Source organism: uncultured Agrococcus sp., assembly GCF_945915485.1.
Classification (GTDB): Bacteria; Actinomycetota; Actinomycetes; order Actinomycetales; family Microbacteriaceae; genus Agrococcus.
Genome location: NZ_CAMEFJ010000001.1, coordinates 52636 through 67700 on the forward strand (window position 1 = coordinate 52636; position 15065 = coordinate 67700).

At 63.4% G+C, this 15065-nt stretch carries 17 protein-coding genes; 7 read left to right on the forward strand and 10 right to left on the reverse strand.

The genetic code is table 11. From position 1 onward, the window contains the following. Positions 1–77 precede the first annotated feature (77 nt). Positions 78–902 (forward strand): UbiA family prenyltransferase, encoded by an 825-nt coding sequence (locus tag Q0O95_RS00230; protein ID WP_293694189.1) that lies wholly within the window; start codon positions 78–80, stop codon positions 900–902. Here the strand turns inward: Q0O95_RS00230 and Q0O95_RS00235 are convergent. From Q0O95_RS00235 to Q0O95_RS00245, 3 genes are read right to left on the reverse strand one after another with little or no spacing between them, the layout of a single operon-like run. Then, positions 895–2076 carry an NAD(P)/FAD-dependent oxidoreductase gene (locus Q0O95_RS00235; protein ID WP_293694190.1) on the reverse strand — a complete coding sequence of 394 codons (1182 nt, stop codon included), beginning with the start codon at positions 2074–2076 and terminating at the stop codon, positions 895–897. The genes Q0O95_RS00230 and Q0O95_RS00235 overlap by 8 nt on opposite strands. Next, positions 2076–2780, reverse strand: a complete 705-nt coding sequence (locus Q0O95_RS00240) for a methyltransferase domain-containing protein (RefSeq protein WP_293694191.1) — start codon at positions 2778–2780, stop codon at positions 2076–2078. Before Q0O95_RS00240 ends, Q0O95_RS00235 begins: the two co-directional genes overlap by 1 nt. Then, the gene (locus Q0O95_RS00245) at positions 2777–3877 is read right to left on the reverse strand and encodes a type III polyketide synthase (protein ID WP_293694192.1); all 1101 of its coding nucleotides are present in this window, start codon (positions 3875–3877) and stop codon (positions 2777–2779) included. The genes Q0O95_RS00240 and Q0O95_RS00245 overlap by 4 nt, the downstream gene beginning before the upstream one ends. 122 nt (positions 3878–3999) lie before the next feature. Between Q0O95_RS00245 and Q0O95_RS00250 the strand changes: the two genes are divergently transcribed. Both Q0O95_RS00250 and Q0O95_RS00255 read left to right on the forward strand, forming a co-directional pair. Further along, positions 4000–5610 (forward strand): ABC-F family ATP-binding cassette domain-containing protein, encoded by a 1611-nt coding sequence (locus Q0O95_RS00250; RefSeq protein WP_293694194.1) that lies wholly within the window; start codon positions 4000–4002, stop codon positions 5608–5610. A 22-nt stretch (positions 5611–5632) separates the two neighbouring features. Next, complete coding sequence (locus Q0O95_RS00255) at positions 5633–6355, forward strand: trimeric intracellular cation channel family protein (RefSeq protein ID WP_293694196.1); 723 nt, start codon at positions 5633–5635, stop codon at positions 6353–6355. A 13-nt stretch (positions 6356–6368) separates the two neighbouring features. Here Q0O95_RS00255 and Q0O95_RS00260 read toward each other — a convergent pair whose 3' ends face one another. The 3 genes from Q0O95_RS00260 to Q0O95_RS00270 all read right to left on the reverse strand — a co-directional run bounded on the left by Q0O95_RS00260 (position 6369) and on the right by Q0O95_RS00270 (position 7776). Beyond that, entirely contained in the window at positions 6369–7169 is an 801-nt protein-coding gene (locus Q0O95_RS00260) for an SURF1 family protein (RefSeq protein ID WP_293694198.1), read from the reverse strand. A 113-nt stretch (positions 7170–7282) separates the two neighbouring features. Continuing rightward, positions 7283–7510, reverse strand: coding sequence for a hypothetical protein (locus tag Q0O95_RS00265; RefSeq protein WP_293694286.1), 228 nt, complete (start codon positions 7508–7510; stop codon positions 7283–7285). A 2-nt stretch (positions 7511–7512) separates the two neighbouring features. Next, on the reverse strand, positions 7513–7776 hold the full coding sequence (locus Q0O95_RS00270) for a DUF3099 domain-containing protein (protein WP_293694200.1): 264 nt from the start codon (positions 7774–7776) through the stop codon (positions 7513–7515). Positions 7777–7824: 48 nt separating this feature from the next. Here Q0O95_RS00270 and fabG point away from each other — a divergent pair, with 48 nt between their 5' ends. Beyond that, positions 7825–8541: a 3-oxoacyl-ACP reductase FabG gene (gene fabG, locus Q0O95_RS00275; RefSeq protein WP_293694201.1), complete on the forward strand. Its 717-nt coding sequence runs from the start codon at positions 7825–7827 to the stop codon at positions 8539–8541. A gap of 136 nt (positions 8542–8677) precedes the next feature. On the opposite strand, the gene Q0O95_RS14050 is transcribed toward fabG, so the two are convergent. From Q0O95_RS14050 to glgC, 3 genes are all read right to left on the reverse strand, one after another. Then, positions 8678–9535, reverse strand: a complete 858-nt coding sequence (locus Q0O95_RS14050) for a DUF559 domain-containing protein (protein ID WP_366516416.1) — start codon at positions 9533–9535, stop codon at positions 8678–8680. A gap of 193 nt (positions 9536–9728) precedes the next feature. Then, on the reverse strand, positions 9729–10367 hold the full coding sequence (gene serB, locus Q0O95_RS00280; protein WP_293694203.1) for a phosphoserine phosphatase SerB: 639 nt from the start codon (positions 10365–10367) through the stop codon (positions 9729–9731). 107 nt (positions 10368–10474) lie between these two features. Continuing rightward, a complete protein-coding gene (gene glgC / locus Q0O95_RS00285; protein WP_293694205.1) occupies positions 10475–11713 on the reverse strand; it encodes a glucose-1-phosphate adenylyltransferase in 1239 nt (412 codons plus the stop codon). 59 nt (positions 11714–11772) lie between these two features. On the opposite strand from glgC, the gene glgA reads away from it, so the two are divergent. The 3 genes from glgA to Q0O95_RS00300 all read left to right on the forward strand — a co-directional run bounded on the left by glgA (position 11773) and on the right by Q0O95_RS00300 (position 14127). Next, positions 11773–12969, forward strand: a complete 1197-nt coding sequence (gene glgA / locus Q0O95_RS00290; RefSeq protein WP_293694207.1) for a glycogen synthase — start codon at positions 11773–11775, stop codon at positions 12967–12969. A gap of 10 nt (positions 12970–12979) precedes the next feature. Next, the gene (locus Q0O95_RS00295; protein ID WP_293694208.1) at positions 12980–13765 is read left to right on the forward strand and encodes an ABC transporter ATP-binding protein; all 786 of its coding nucleotides are present in this window, start codon (positions 12980–12982) and stop codon (positions 13763–13765) included. 113 nt (positions 13766–13878) lie between these two features. Then, entirely contained in the window at positions 13879–14127 is a 249-nt protein-coding gene (locus Q0O95_RS00300) for a type B 50S ribosomal protein L31 (RefSeq protein WP_293694209.1), read from the forward strand. 189 nt (positions 14128–14316) lie between these two features. On the opposite strand, the gene Q0O95_RS00305 is transcribed toward Q0O95_RS00300, so the two are convergent. Next, positions 14317–15027 (reverse strand): exonuclease domain-containing protein, encoded by a 711-nt coding sequence (locus Q0O95_RS00305; protein ID WP_293694211.1) that lies wholly within the window; start codon positions 15025–15027, stop codon positions 14317–14319. Between the last annotated feature and the right edge of the window lie 38 nt (positions 15028–15065).

The window sequence follows — 15065 nt, forward strand, 5'->3', positions numbered from 1 at the left end:
CGCGCAATCACCGCACACCGCGCAGCTATCGTCCCTATTGACGAGACCTCTACGTCCGCGGGGAGAGGTGGCCGAGCGTGCGCGTCGTCTGGCTTCTCCTGCAGTCGACGCATCCAGGCCCCACGCTCGTCGTCTCCGCGGCTACGTGCGGCCTCGGCATCGCCGCTTCGCTCGCCGCGATCGATCTCTTGGTGCTCGTCGCTACCGTGCTGCTCGGGCAGGTGTCCGTAGGGCTTTCGAACGATGCCATCGATGCTCCGCGCGACCGCGCTGCTGGCAGAACCGACAAGCCGCTGGCGCGTGAGCCGGGGCTGCTGCGCGCCTCCTGGGCACTTTCGGTCGTTTTCGGAGTGCTCTCCATCGCGCTTTCGCTCATACTCGGCTGGGCCTTCGCGACCGCGCACCTCGTCTTCCTGCTGTCCGGCTGGCTGTACAACGCGCTGCTCAAAGCGACGCCGCTGTCGGTGCTCTCCTACGTGATCGGCTTCGGGATGCTGCCATCGCTTCCTGCCCTCGTGGCCAGCGACAGGCTTGCTCCGTTCTGGGCGACCTGCGCGGGAGCGGCTCTCGGCATCGCGATCCACTGCGCGAACGTGCTCCCCGATATCGATGACGATCGGCGCGCGGGGATTCTCGGCTTTCCGCAGCGGCTCGGTCGGCGCACAGCGGGCGTCGTAGCCGCAGCATCCCTCATCGCAGGCGCCGGCATCGTCGCGTCGAGCGCTGCAGCCAGCGCAATGGCGGTTGCATGGGCGTTCTTCGCGGCCGTTGCCGTGCTGGCGGCCGTCGTCTGCGCGCTTGTCATGCGCGGGAGAGCAACCCGGACGGTGTTCCGGATCGTGATGCTGGCTGCGGGGCTGCTCGTCGTCCAGCTGATGCTGACGGGCGGGTTCACTACCTGAAATCGGCGTCTCGGTCGAAGCCCATCCCGTACGCTCGCGCCGCAACACCACCGACCGGTGTTCGCAGCGCCGAAGCAACGACGATCGAACGAAGCGCGTGACCGGAGCGCGAGCGCGGCCGCCCGGCAAACGTGTTGAGCGCCGCCAGCTTGGCTGCGAATCCCGCCGACTCGAGCCGGCGACGCTCCCAACGATCCAGTTCGAGCTCAGCACCCGCGCGGTCCCGCAACAGCAGTGCAAGACGGGGCGCAAGGCTCGCGGCATCGAGGAGACCGAGGTTCATGCCCTGGCCGCCTATCGGGCTGATTTCGTGAGCAGCATCGCCGATTGCGAAGATCCGGCTGCTGCGCATTCGACGCAGCAGCACGTTTCTGATCCGGAAGCTGCTGACGGCATCGATGCTCGCCGCCAGTTCGGCATCGCCCGTGCGCTGCTCCACGGCCGCTCGCAAACGTGTGAGAGGGTCTCGCGCTGGATCCGCGGTGCCGAACTCCGCATCCCACGCGACTACTCTGCGACCGCCCTCGGGCAGCGGCAGCGACTCGAGCACTCCGGAGCGCTCGAGTGTGATCACCGCGGTGTCCTCCGAGTCTCGACCCCCGGTCGGCACGTCGGCCATGAGGAAGTGGTCAGGGTACGTTCTGCTTTTGCTCCCGCCGGCAACGAGGTGGCGCCCTGACGCTCCGGTCGCGATGACGGCGACTTTCGCGCGAATCTCAGTGCGACGTCCGGCAGTAACCGTCGAAAGCCGAACGGTGTCGCCTGCGTTCTCGACAGCTACGACGTCAGCATCCCGGGTAGATACCGGCCCAATCTCCGAAAGCGCTGCCTCCGTCACCGACTGCGGAACAGCGATCGAGAAGGGGAACCGCTTGCCGGGGTGATCGAACCGTACCGTGCCGAGTGTTCTCGTTCGTGTTCTCGCCTCTCCCCGTCGTATTCTGGCGGCCTCTTCCAAGATTCGATCGGTCGCGCCCGAGGGTTCGAGAGCGGCAAGGGCGGGGGAGTGGATGCCGATGGCTCGTGAACCATGCGCCGATGATGATCGCCGTTCGAGAAGGGCGACGTCGATGCCGAGACGGTGCAACTCCGCGGCGATGAACTGACCTGACGGACCCGCGCCCACAACGGCGACGTCTCGGAGGTCTCCCTCGCCGGGCCAGGTGCTAGACATCACGACGAGTTTCCCGGACTTCGTCGAACGGCGAACAGGCGAAACGCGCCCCCGCGTTCTACCTTCCAGCCATTCGGCACGACCGACGCGAGTTCATCGCTCGTAAAGCTCCGACGAATGCTGCGCAGCCCATCCGTGAACAAGAACGAACCGGGAGCGAGCGGCAGTATTCCACCGGAGTACAGGCAGTAGGCCATCCGACTGCGAGCGATATCCGAGTGGACCGCTATGCCGGCGGCGAGCCGCTCGGAATCTTGCATGACCCGCTCGAGGCTCTTCGCATCCAGATGATGAAGCAGATGGTTGGAGATCACTGCATCGAAGCGTTCGTCCTCGGCTGCAAGGCGCGCGCTCGTGGTCTGGCGATAGCTGACCCCGTCGACGCAACGCGCTTCGCGCGCGACGGCAAGCGCTCTGGCATCCGGGTCGATGCCGACACCCTCGACGTCGAATCCGTCCCGCCTGGCCATCTGCACGAGGTGCCGGAGCACGTCGCCGGCTCCGCAGCCGATATCGAGCATGCGCACGGGCCCCGGCGCAGCTGCGAGCGCGGGCCGAATGCGGCTCCGATAGACGGCGGCCCAGCCCGACACGAGCCTGTTCACGTACTTGAAGCGTACGAGCGTACGGCGCAGCTTGGCCGGATCGCACTCCGGGTCATCCATCAGCTCTCGCAGATGCTCAGCCCTGCTCGAGAGCGTCATACGGGAGCAATTCTCGTGAACTGCGCGGTTTCGACCGTGAGGCCGGGCCCGAACGCAACTCCCAGCACGCTGGCGGCGTCCTGAAGCGAATCGTCCGCAAGGATGCGTTCGAGAATGAACAGCACGGTCGCGCTCGACATGTTGCCGAACGTGCGCAGGATCTCTCGTGACGCGGCCATGTCCCGCTCGCCGAGTTCAAGGCTGCTCTGCACGCGGTCCAGAACGGCCTTACCTCCCGGATGCACAGCCCAGGCATCGACGTCTGCTATCGATCGGTCGGCTCCGAGTGCGGTCCGTACGACCGGCTCGATCTCACGCCCCACGATGCGCGGCACTTGCGGCGTGAGCCGCATATCGAAACCGCTATCGCCGATATCCCAATCCATATCGGCTTCGCCTTCACTCGTCGTAGCGGTCGTGAAGTCTCCCATTTCCAGCAGGGCCGTACCGCGGCGAGGCTCGCCGGATGTCACGACCGCGGCCGCGGCACCGTCGGCGAACACGGCGGACGACACGATCTGCTCTGCATCGTTCGAGGATCGGATGTGCAGTGAGCAGAGCTCGGCGCACGCCACGAGTACGACCGCTCCCTGCACGGCGTCGCAGATGCGCTTCGCTGCGCGCAACGCGGGAAACGCGGCCGCGCATCCCATGAAGCCGAGGTGGTATCGCTCGACGGTGTTCTGCAGCCCCAGATCTCGCACGAGCCGGTACTCGGGCCCGGGCGCGAAGAACCCGGTGCAGGAGGCGGTTATCACGTGCGTTACTTCATCGGGCTCGATCGCTGCCCTCGCCAGCGCTTGTTCAGCGGCCGCAGCGAAGAGCGGAGGAGCCTGCTCTCGATAGACTCTGTTGCGTTCACCCGTCGTCGGCCGCAGGAGCTTGCCTTCCGCATCCGTGAATCGCCCCGACGCATCATCGAGCAACTCGATTGCCGCATGCCGGCGATCGATGCCGGAGTGATCGAACGCGGCCGTGATGATGCGGCGCGTTCGCGCATCGATGCCCGGCTGGGATGCGAAGAAGTCACGAAGCCGACCCTGCTGCAAGCCGCCGTTCGGCACAGCGGTACCGATCGAGAGCAGCTTCGTGGCCATGCCTCACTGTAACCGCCGAACGGGTGTTTGTCCGAACGCGCACTGCCGGGATGCGCGCGCCGGGTGCTGCGGCGTATAGCATGGAAAGCTGTGCCCGAAACCGGGCCGGAAGGAGGTCGAACGTGATCGAGGTACGCAACTTCGAACTGCACGTCGGTGCGCGTACGCTCATGAACGACGTCTCGTTCCGGATCGCGGCTGGAGACAAGATCGGCCTGGTCGGGAGGAACGGCGCAGGCAAGACCACGATGACGAAAGTACTCGCCGGCGTCGGCGATGATCGAGACGGTCACACCTTCCACGGCGACATCACGCGGCAGGGGCAGGTCGGCTACCTGCCGCAGGACCCCAGGACCGGGGACCCCGATCAATCGGCACGTGCGCGCATCCTTGATGCGAGAGGGCTCGGCAGCCTTCGGAATCGGATGAACGACGCTACCGAACGCATGGCGCTCGATGGCGAAACGGGTGAGGCCGCCATGCGCGAATACTCCCGGCTGGAAGACCGGTTCCTGTCCCTCGGCGGCTATGCTGCCGAGGCAGAAGGTAACGCGATCGCATCGAATCTGAAACTTCCGGAGCGCATACTCGACCAACCGCTCCGCACGCTCTCCGGCGGTCAGCGGCGCCGCATCGAACTTGCTCGCATCCTCTTCTCCGGAGCGGACACGATGCTGCTCGACGAGCCGACGAACCACCTCGATGCCGACAGCGTCATCTGGCTGCGCGAGTTTCTGCAGGCGTACTCGGGCGGACTGATGATCATCAGTCACGACGTCGAACTCATCGGCGACACCGTGAATCGCGTCTTCTATCTCGATGCGAACCGTCAGCTCATTGACATCTACAACATGACCTGGAAGCACTACCTGCGTCAACGCGAAGTCGACGAGGAACGCCGGAAGCGCGAACGTGCCAACGCCGAACGCCAGGCGACGACACTGCAGTTGCAGGCGGCGAAGATGGGGGCCAAAGCGACGAAGGCCGTCGCCGCGAAGCAGATGCTGCGCAGAGCCGAACGGATGCTTTCAGGGCTCGAAGAGGAACGCACAAGCGACAGGGTCGCCAAGATCCGATTCCCAATGCCCCTCCCGTGCGGGAAAACACCGCTCTTCGCACAGAACCTTTCGAAGTCCTACGGCTCGTTGGAGATCTTCACCGCCGTTGATCTCGCAATCGATCGAGGATCGAAAGTCGTCGTGCTGGGCCTGAACGGAGCCGGCAAAACGACGCTCTTGCGCATCCTCTCCGGGCTCGCAGCGCCCGACACGGGAGGGGTGGAGCGCGGATACGGTCTGCAGCTCGGCTACTACGCGCAGGAGCACGAAACGCTCGACATCGAACGCACCGTGCTGGAGAACATGATGTCCGCTTCCGACTCGCTCACGTCAACGGAAGCGCGTCGTGTGCTGGGCTCGTTCCTGTTCACGGGAGACGACACGTCGAAGCCCGCCAGAGTGCTTTCGGGAGGAGAGAAGACCAGGCTCTCGCTCGCGAAACTCGTGGTCTCGAGCGCGAACGTACTGTTGCTCGACGAACCGACGAACAACCTCGACCCCGCGAGCCGCGAGCAGATCCTGCACGCACTCGCCTCGTACGAAGGGGCCGTCGTACTGGTCTCCCACGACGAAGGCGCGGTCGAGGCCCTGAACCCCGAACGAGTGCTCATCATGCCGGAAGGCACCGAGGACCACTACGCTCCTGAGTACCTGGAACTGGTAGCGCTCGACTGAGGTCGTAGAAGGGCGGAGCTCTGTGAACCCAGAAGTGTTTTCCACCGTCGCACTCGCCTTCGAGACCGCAGGGCTCGTCGCATTCGCTACATCGGGAGCGCTGCTCGCTGCGGAACGCCGCATGGACATCATCGGCATGATCGGTCTCGCGGTCGTCACCGGAACCGGCGGAGGCATGCTGCGGGACGTACTGATCGGGGCGACACCGGTTGCCGCACTCGAGAACTGGTGGATGCTGATCGTCGCGTGCGCAACGGGGCTGCTCGTGTTCTTCCTCTACCGACTGATCAAGCGGCTGCACAGGGCGATGCTCGTGTTCGACGCGATCGGTCTCGGTATCTTCGTCGTCAACGGCACGCTGAAGGCCGGGCTGCTCGGGCTGAACCCTGTCGCCGGTGCGACCGTTGGGCTGCTGACGGGTGTCGGGGGAGGAATTATGCGGGATGTCATCGCCGGCGACATCCCCCTCGTATTCAAGCGCGACACGACACTGTATCTGACTCCGGCGCTGCTGGGGGCAGCCCTCACCGCAACGCTCTTCGAGCTGGGATGGGCCGAATGGTGGGCGACGCTCATCATCACGCTGGTCGTCATGGCAGTTCGATTCGCAAGCGAGTTCTGGGGGTGGCGAGCGCCTTCGCTGCGCACGCAGGCGCTCTCGATCATCCAGCAACCCGAATCCGACGAAGCCGATTCCAAAGCCGACGGAGACGGCCCTCGGAAGAAACGCAGGGGCAAGGGCTAGAGGCGACTCCGGCTCATCCCGCGTCGAGCAGCGCGTCTTCCTCTTCTTCGTCACGTCGCTTCTTGCGTTTCGGCCTCGGCGCGTCGGAGTCGTGCAGTGACTCCTGCCGCAGCGCGTAGATGAATCCGCCGACGCCGATCAGCGCGAAAACGCCCCACTGGAGCGCGTAGGACAGGTGCGGGCCCTCGTCCAGCAGCGGACGCTCCTGCACCGTGATGTCCGTCGGCACGACGCCGTCCTCGCTTTCGAGCAACCCATAGGCACCCGTGTACACCGTACTGTCGTACTGCTCGGCGAAACGTTCGAGATCAGCGCTGTACACCTGGCCCTGCGGCGCATCCTGATCACGGAGCTGTCCCTCGTCTTCGCGCAGTCTGACGAGCACGGAGACGTCGCTCGCGGGAATCTCGGGGTACGCGGCGGGCAGCTCGTTCGAATCTGCGCTGACGGGCACCCAGCCACGATCGACATAGAACACCGAACCCGCTGTCGTCAAGAACGGTACGAGCTGCTGGAAGCCGACTTGACCCGCAACCATCCGCCCTCGAATCATAACCGCATCATCCGTGAGGTACTGTCCTTCTAGTTCGACACGCTGCCACTGCTGGTCCTGATCGAAATCCTCGGGGTCGGGAAGCGCCTCCTGCAACGGGGTCGATGAAGCCGACCAGTTCGCGTCGAGCCTGGCAATCGCCGTCTGCGCCTGATCGCGTCGATCCCACTGCCACATGCCCAGCGCGCAGCACACGACGACGTAGATCGTGAGGAAGGCGAGCCAGCCGATCCAGCGAGGCGTCCGGAGCAGTCTTAGCACCTACGCTCCTCTCGGATCTGCCGGGCCGAGCCGCAGCCGACCCGCGCACATCCTTGTAGCCACGCACGCGGTCGTGCGCACGGTCACCCTATGTTTCAATTCGATCCCACTCGCTACAGCTTCTCGACTTCGATGCCGAACGGCGTGATGCTGACGGGAAAATCGCGTGCTTGGACGAAATCATGAAGCTCATCACGGTGTTCATCGCACGCCGCCCAGGTCTTCACCCGATCTTCCGCGTGGATGCGCGGATTGCGCCAGTTCACGGCCCACTTCGCCTCCTCGCGGCAGCCGGATTTGGAGCACTCCGCATACACGGGCGTCATACCGAAGCCGAGCATCGTCATTCGAGCTCCCTCGTCGGTTTCTGCACCTGCCCGGCCGGCTTGCTGAACATGCCGACCGCGTTGGCGATGATGACCGCGAAGTACGAACTGAAGACTGCGAAGATCGCAGGAGCGACTTTCCACCAGCCGGGAACGACCAGGAAGATCAAGATGCTGAGCACACGCAGCCCCATGATGATCGAGTAAACGGTCATGCGCTTCTTGAGCTCGTCCGAGTGGGATGTCGGAAGCTCTGTCAGCGAAGGTGTTTCGTGTTTCATGGCCGTGACCGAGTCTACTCCTGTGTGTCACGGGATACGATCGAAACCATGACCGACCTGACACCAAGAACCGTGCTCGTTACCGGCGGCAACCGCGGCATCGGCCGTGCGATTGCCGAAAGTTTTGCCAAGTCCGGCCATCGCGTCGCGGTCACGGCACGCAGCGGGGAGGGCCCGGAAGGGACCCTGACGGTACGTGCCGATGTGACCGACAACGCTTCCGTCGATGCGGCGTTCTCGGAGATCGAGGAGAAGCTCGGCCCGGTCGAAGTCGTCGTGGCCAACGCGGGCATTACTCGGGACACCCTGCTGATGCGCATGTCGGAGGAGGACTTCTCCGACGTTCTCGAAACGAACCTGACCGGGGCCTTCCGCGTCGTTAAGCGTGCAAATAAGGGCATGCTGCGTGCGAAGTTCGGCCGTGTCGTCTTGATCTCCTCCGTTGTCGGGCAGATCGGCGGCGCGGGCCAGGTCAATTACGCAGCCTCCAAGGCCGGGCTGGTTGGCATGGCGCGTTCGATCACGCGGGAACTCGGCGGCCGCGGTATCACCGCGAATGTCGTAGCACCCGGTTTCATCGAAACCGACATGACCGCTGCGCTGCCGGAGGAGCAGCAGCAGCAGTATAAGCAGCAGATTCCGGCGGGGCGTTTCGCGTCATCCCAGGAAGTGGCGGACGTTGTCCGCTGGGTGGCATCCGACGAGGCCGCTTACATCTCGGGAGCGATCATCCCCGTCGATGGTGGCCTCGGTATGGGCCACTGACCCCCCTCGACGCGAACACTTCTCGGTCTATGGATGGCGACACGCCGGTATAGCCCGTTCATTCCATGCATAGACCGAGAAGTGTTCCGTCTCAGCACGAGTGGTTGACGGGTCTGGATACCGGTGCGGACCGCTGCTATCGCGTGTGATCACCGCGAGCGACAATGCGGCAAATGTCGTCAAGCGCCGCTTCCAGGTGCCGCATCACCTGCCAGTACGTAAGTCGAACCACTATGTATCCGGCTGCAACCAGGCGTCTGTCCCTCGCACGGTCTTCTTCGAATCTTTGGGCACCGCTGTGGAACTCCTCGCCATCCACTTCCACGATTAGTCGCTCTCCGATGAGAAAGTCCACACGATCTCGGCCGATTCGCACCTGCTGTCGGAATCGGATTCTTCGTCGCCTGAACCCCAACTTCGTGATGGATTCGGCTCCAGATTCGGATTTGCTGCCACAGCGAGCCAGTGCGCGACTCGCCTTCGTGTCGCCTGAGCCAGCGAGTCTCTCGATGGACGTTCGTCCCATGAATCCTAATTGCAATACCGATTCGAAGAGCACAACCAACCAGTCATCGGACTGGCAACGAATCGCGGTGACGAGGGCATCCTCGACGGAGTCGACCGCATGCTGACATGAGCGAGCATCCCGCTCCGGTGAGGCGCAGATAAGCACGTTGGGCAGGACGTGAGGAACCTGACGTTGTCGATATTCAGTCCGACGAGCGTGGACGTGATCGCCCTGCCTGTCAAACCAGACCGGCGTCCATACTCCATGATGAGACAGAGCTGACACGCAGCTGACAACCGCCCCGGAGCGGATCGCAGCTTCAACTCCGGCATGACAGTCAGGCAGCCCGTACCAGCCATATCGAATGCGTTTTATGCGCCCACTTTCCGCCGCCGCTTGTATTGTTCTCGGGCTGTAGCCCTGTTTGATCAAATGCGAGCGCCGGACCACGCCCCCGTATCTTCTGGGAAACTCTCGAGACAACATGCATCGAGAATGGCGATTGAAAGCTGCAGAATGCCGCTTTCAAAAACGCCTATGTGGAGAGTTTACGAAATCTCTAACCTGTTGGGCGCGGACCGAAACACTTGATCCGGTTGGATACACTTCTCGGTCTATGGATGGCGACACGCCGATATAACCCGTTCATTCCATGCATAGACCGAGAAGTGTGCCCCGACTAGGTGAGGTGGGGGAGGAGGTTTCGGAAGTCCGGGCGATCGATGATCACATCGGCTGCCTCCCGGAGCACCGTCTTGGCGCAGAACGCGACGCCCAGGCCTGCGGCCTCCACCATCAGCAGGTCGTTCGCTCCATCGCCGATGGCCATAGTGCGCTCGGGCGGGATGCCCAGATTCGCGCTCAGAGACAGTAGCGTGTCGCGTTTGGCGGCAGCGTCGATGACAGGCCCGACGGAACGCCCCGTCAACGCTCCGTTCTCGACCTCGAGCCGGTTCGCGCGCGTTATTCGAATGCCGAGTCGCGCGGCCAACGGATCCAGGATCTCGTGGAATCCTCCTGAAACCGCAGCAACTGCTCCTCCCGCGCCCTGAACTGCGTCGACGAACTCTTGCACCCCGTCGGTGACGCGCACACGCTCGACGACATCCACCAGCACCGACTCGGGAACACCCTGCAGCATCAGCAGTCGCTCGCGCAGGGAGTCGGCAAAATCAAGTTCGCCGCGCATCGCCCGTTCAGTGACCTCCTCGACGTGGGCCCGAGCATCGGGGCCGACCGAATCCGCGATGAGCTCGATCACCTCGTCACGAATCAGGGTGGAGTCGACGTCCGAGACAACGAGCCATGGTTCAGCCATCTGCCAAGTTTCCCATCGCTCTCAGGCATAGAGAAATCGAGCCCTTCATCGCGTCGTGGGCAGTCCAAAGCGTACGCCACGTACGCACTGCCCCCTTGGGCGACGCGCTACGCGTCGAGCTCTCGACCTTTCGGTACGACCACGATGCCGGATGCGGAAACGTAAAGCCCGCGCTCTCGATCCTCGTCGGGGTTCACGCCGATGCGTACGTCGCGGCCGATGCGCACATCCTTGTCGACGATGGCCCGGCGAATCACGGCGCCCTCTTCGACCCGTACGTGGTCGAACAGGATGGAATCCTGCACACTCGCACCGGACTCAACGCGAACCCATCCGCTGATCACGGAGTGCACGATGGAGGCGCCTGCGATGACGGCACCGGCATCGACGATCGAGTCGATAACGCTCGACTGACGCCCGTTCACGTCACGCGTGAACTTCGCTGGAGGCATGTTCACCTGCTGTTGGAAGATCGGCCAGTCGCGGTTGTAGAGATTGAAGATCGGCAGCGGCGAGATGAGATCCATGTTCGCTTCGAAGTACGAATCGAGTGTCCCGACATCCCGCCAGTAGAAGCGGTCCCGATCAGTGGCGCCGGGCACGTCGTTGTCGTTCAGATCGTAGAAATGCGCCTCGCCTCGCTCAACGAACCACGGAATGATGTCCCCGCCCATGTCGTGCTTCGACTCTTCGATCTCGCTGTCGGTCGAGACCGCTTCCACGAGTGCATCGGCGTCGAACACGTAGTTGCCCATTGATGCGAGCACCTCGTCGGGCGCGCCCGGCAGGGGAGTCGGATCCTTCGGTTTCTCGTGGAAGGCTCTGATGCGGCTCGTCTCTTCCGTGTCCGCTTCGATGATGCCGAACTGGTCGGCGAGTTCGATGGGCTGGCGGATGCCCGCAACGGTCGCTCGCGCACCGGAAGCGATGTGCGCGTCGATCATGGCCTGGAAATCCATACGGTACACGTGGTCGGCACCGACAACGACGACGATGTCGGGCTTTTCGTCGGTTATCAAGTTCAGGCTCTGGAAGATCGCGTCGGCGGATCCTTGAAACCAGTGCTTGCCACGTCGCTGCTGTGCCGGAACGGAGGCCACGTATGAGCCCAGCATGTTCGACATCCGCCACACCTGCGAAACGTGGCGGTCGAGCGAATGCGATTTATACTGCGTGAGCACGACGATCTGCCGCAGCGAGGAATTGATCAGGTTGGACAACGCGAAATCGATCAATCGATATGAACCACCGAAAGGGACTGCGGGTTTCGCTCGGTCCGCCGTCAACGGCATGAGGCGCTTTCCTTCGCCACCGGCGAGAACGATACCGAAGACTTTCTTGTCCATGTACCCACCCTAGAAGTGAAGATGGTCTCAGCGCTACTGAAGTGGATAGGCTCGAAAGCATGAAGGTCGACATCGTCACCAAGGAGTATCCGCCTGCCATCTACGGCGGCGCCGGTGTCCATGTCACCGAACTCGTCCGCGCGCTCCGCGACTTCATCAACGTGCGCGTACACGCCTTCGGCGAACCTCGTGATGAGCGGGATGTCCTGTCGTATCCCGTACCGCCGGAATACTCGGCGGCGAATCCCGCACTGCAGACGCTTGCCGTCGACCTTCTTATCGCGGAGTCCGTCTCGGGCGCCGACCTCGTGCACTCGCACACCTGGTATGCGAACGAAGCAGGCAGGCGCGCATCCCAGCTGCACGGCATAGGGCACGTCATCACCGCGCACTCGCTCGAACCCCTTCGCCCATGGAAAGCCGAACAGCTGGGAGGAGGCTACCGAGTCTCCAGCGATATCGAGCGGCTCGCATACGAACAGGCCGACCGGGTGATCGCGGTATCCGAAGGGATGCGCAGAGACATTCTCAGGGTCTACCCGGATCTCGATCCGGCACGGGTAGTCACGATCCACAACGGCATCGACCTGAGCGACTGGGCGAGAGTCGACGACCCGGACAGGGCACGGGCGCTCGGGCTGAACCCCGATCATCCCTCCGTGATCTTCGTCGGCCGCATCACGCGGCAGAAGGGGCTGCCGTACCTCCTCAAAGCAGCCGCGGAACTCCCTCAGAACGTGCAACTGATTCTGTGCGCCGGTGCACCGGACACCGACGAGATCATGCAGGAGGTGCGCGATCTGGTCGATGCCCTGCGCGCCAGGCGCGACGGCGTTGTCTGGATCGAGGACATGTTGCCGCGCCGTGACCTCTGCACGCTGCTGAGCCACGCGACCGTATTCGTCTGCCCCAGCGTCTACGAACCGCTCGGCATCGTCAATCTCGAGGCGATGGCGTGCGGCGCCGCAGTCGTGGGCTCGGGTACCGGGGGGATTCCCGAAGTGGTCGCGCACGGAGAGACCGGCCTCATCGTGCCCATCGAGCAGTTGGACGACGGCACGGGGACCCCTACCGACCCAGCTCGTTTCATAACCGATCTCGCTGACGCTCTCGCCGAGTTGACGGGAGACCCGGATCGCGCACACCGAATGGGAGCTGCCGGCCGCGTCAGAGCGGAGCAAGCCTTCACATGGGAGCGCATCGCAGTCCAGACACGCGCGGTCTATCAGAGCGTGATCGACGAAACACACGGATAGTCTGGGATTCATGCCGAAGGTTCTCGAATTTCATAACGTCTCCGTCGTGCGCAACGGCCGGGCGATTCTCGATCAGTTGACGTGGAGCGTCGAGGAAACCGAACGCTGGGTGATCCTCGGACCGAACGGGGCAGGCAAATCGACACTGTTGCAATTGGCTGCCGCAGGCATGCACCCGACGACCGGCACGATCGACGTGCTCGGCGAACGGCTCGGCCGCGTGAACGTATTCGAGCTCAGGACTCGAATCGGTCTTGCGGCAACCTCACTTGCGCGGCGCATCCCACCCTACGAAACCGTCGGGGATGCAATCGTCACGGCAGCGTACGCGGTGACGGGTCGATGGCGAGAAGAATACGAGTCGGTCGACATCGAACGCGCCGCCGAAGTCATGGATGCCTGGGACCTCGGCCCGCTCGCGAAGCGCACGTTCGGAACGCTCTCGGATGGTGAACGTAAGCGGGTGCAAGTCGCCAGAGCCGTCATGACCGACCCCGAACTGATGCTGCTCGATGAACCGGCCGGCAGCCTCGACCTGGGTGCCCGCGAAGATCTGGTGGTCTCGCTCACCGAGTACGCGCAGAGCCAGTTGGCACCGGCCATCGTCATGGTCACGCATCACGTCGAAGAGATTCCGCCCGGCTTCACGCACGCGCTACTGCTCGCAGAGGGCAGGGGGGTCGCAGCCGGCCCGCTCGATGAGATCTTGACCGACGAGCAACTCACCAAGACGTTCGGACGCCCACTGCAGATCGCGAAGACCGGCGAGCGTTTCACGGCTCGCGCAAAGCCGTAGCGACTCCGGGACGCAGGTAGCGCGAGATCCGCTGTCACCTGCTAGAGTGGAGCGTTGGTGCGTTGACACCCGAGACTTTCATTTTCACCATACAGACCCGCACGCGAGGACCAATGAAGACTGACATCCACCCCGAGTACCGCGAGATCGTGTTCCGCGACCTTGCAAGTGGCGAGACGTTCCTGACCCGTTCGACCGCCGGCAGCGACAAGACGATCGACCTCGACGGCACGACCTACCCGGTCATCGACGTTGAAATCTCGTCGGCTTCGCACCCGTTCTACACCGGTAAGCAGCGCATCCTCGACTCTGCCGGTCGCGTCGAGAAGTTCAAGAACCGTTACAAGGGCTTCGGCGGCTAATCGCCTCAACCCTTACGCTGGCCCGTTCGCTCAGAGGTCGCGCCAATAGGGACGGTGGCTGCGGTGTGCGCTGCGGCTCTCCTGCGGCGTTGCCTTCGTCGAACGCAGCTCCACTGCGCCCTTCCTCCGGCACCTTGCCCGAAAACCGCACCGCGCATCCTCGCTTCATCGCCCTATTGGCTTAACCTCTTACTCGCGGACGGGCCAGCCGCTTTCTGCGACGAAATCAGGGTTCTTCGACTTCCGCATGTACTCGGCAAAGCTCTCGGCCTGTTGCCTTGCCCACTCCTCCTGCTTCGCGTGGAGGTCATGTGCGGGAATGCGCACTTCTTCGTATGCGCGCCCGATCGCTTGTGCCAGTCGGCCGGCCGTCGCGGCATCCGCTGCCGCCTCATGCCAACCGTCCAGCGCCACACCGTACTGTGAACTCGTCGCTTCCAGAGTTCTGCGCCCTCGTCGATACCGATCGACGTGCTTGTCGAGAATGAGGGGATCGATGACGAGTGTCGGCGTCGGGGCCGGGACTCCGTATCTTCGGCATTCCCTATCCAGCAGCGTGAAGTCGTACGCCGCATTGAACGCCGCGACAGGTACGCCTCCTTCGAAGAGCCTGCCGATCAATCCTGCGATCTCCGCAACGCCGGTTGCGGCATCTACGCCTTCTGCCTGCGCCACGTCGTCGGTAACGCCGTGGACTTTGCTCGCGGCTTCAGGTATCGGCACACCGGGGTTCACCAACCAGTGGCGCCCCTGCACGAGGTCGCCCGAAAGATCGATTTCACCGACGAACGCCGTGACGATACGGTCGCTATCGGGCCGGACACCCGTTGTCTCAAGATCGAACACGGCGAGTCGCGCAGCCCAAGGCGCCTCGGGCGCCGATACCTCTGATTCGTTCATAGGTACCAACGTAACGCTCCAACCTCCGCCGCGCGCAT

Bases quoted from the DNA above. Each gene is read 5' to 3' on its own strand.
- Q0O95_RS00245 (WP_293694192.1), bottom strand. From the start codon at position 3,877: ATGGCCACGAAGCTGCTCTCGATCGGTACCGCTGTGCCGAACGGCGGC.
- fabG (WP_293694201.1), top strand. From the start codon at position 7,825: ATGACCGACCTGACACCAAGAACCGTGCTCGTTACCGGCGGCAACCGC.
- Q0O95_RS14050 (WP_366516416.1), bottom strand. From the start codon at position 9,535: ATGTTGTCTCGAGAGTTTCCCAGAAGATACGGGGGCGTGGTCCGGCGC.
- Q0O95_RS00270 (WP_293694200.1), bottom strand. From the start codon at position 7,776: ATGAAACACGAAACACCTTCGCTGACAGAGCTTCCGACATCCCACTCG.
- Q0O95_RS00265 (WP_293694286.1), bottom strand. From the start codon at position 7,510: ATGCTCGGCTTCGGTATGACGCCCGTGTATGCGGAGTGCTCCAAATCC.
- glgC (WP_293694205.1), bottom strand. From the start codon at position 11,713: ATGGACAAGAAAGTCTTCGGTATCGTTCTCGCCGGTGGCGAAGGAAAG.
- Q0O95_RS00295 (WP_293694208.1), top strand. From the start codon at position 12,980: ATGCCGAAGGTTCTCGAATTTCATAACGTCTCCGTCGTGCGCAACGGC.
- glgA (WP_293694207.1), top strand. From the start codon at position 11,773: ATGAAGGTCGACATCGTCACCAAGGAGTATCCGCCTGCCATCTACGGC.
- Q0O95_RS00300 (WP_293694209.1), top strand. From the start codon at position 13,879: ATGAAGACTGACATCCACCCCGAGTACCGCGAGATCGTGTTCCGCGAC.
- Q0O95_RS00305 (WP_293694211.1), bottom strand. From the start codon at position 15,027: ATGAACGAATCAGAGGTATCGGCGCCCGAGGCGCCTTGGGCTGCGCGA.
- Q0O95_RS00240 (WP_293694191.1), bottom strand. From the start codon at position 2,780: ATGACGCTCTCGAGCAGGGCTGAGCATCTGCGAGAGCTGATGGATGAC.
- Q0O95_RS00235 (WP_293694190.1), bottom strand. From the start codon at position 2,076: ATGTCTAGCACCTGGCCCGGCGAGGGAGACCTCCGAGACGTCGCCGTT.
- serB (WP_293694203.1), bottom strand. From the start codon at position 10,367: ATGGCTGAACCATGGCTCGTTGTCTCGGACGTCGACTCCACCCTGATT.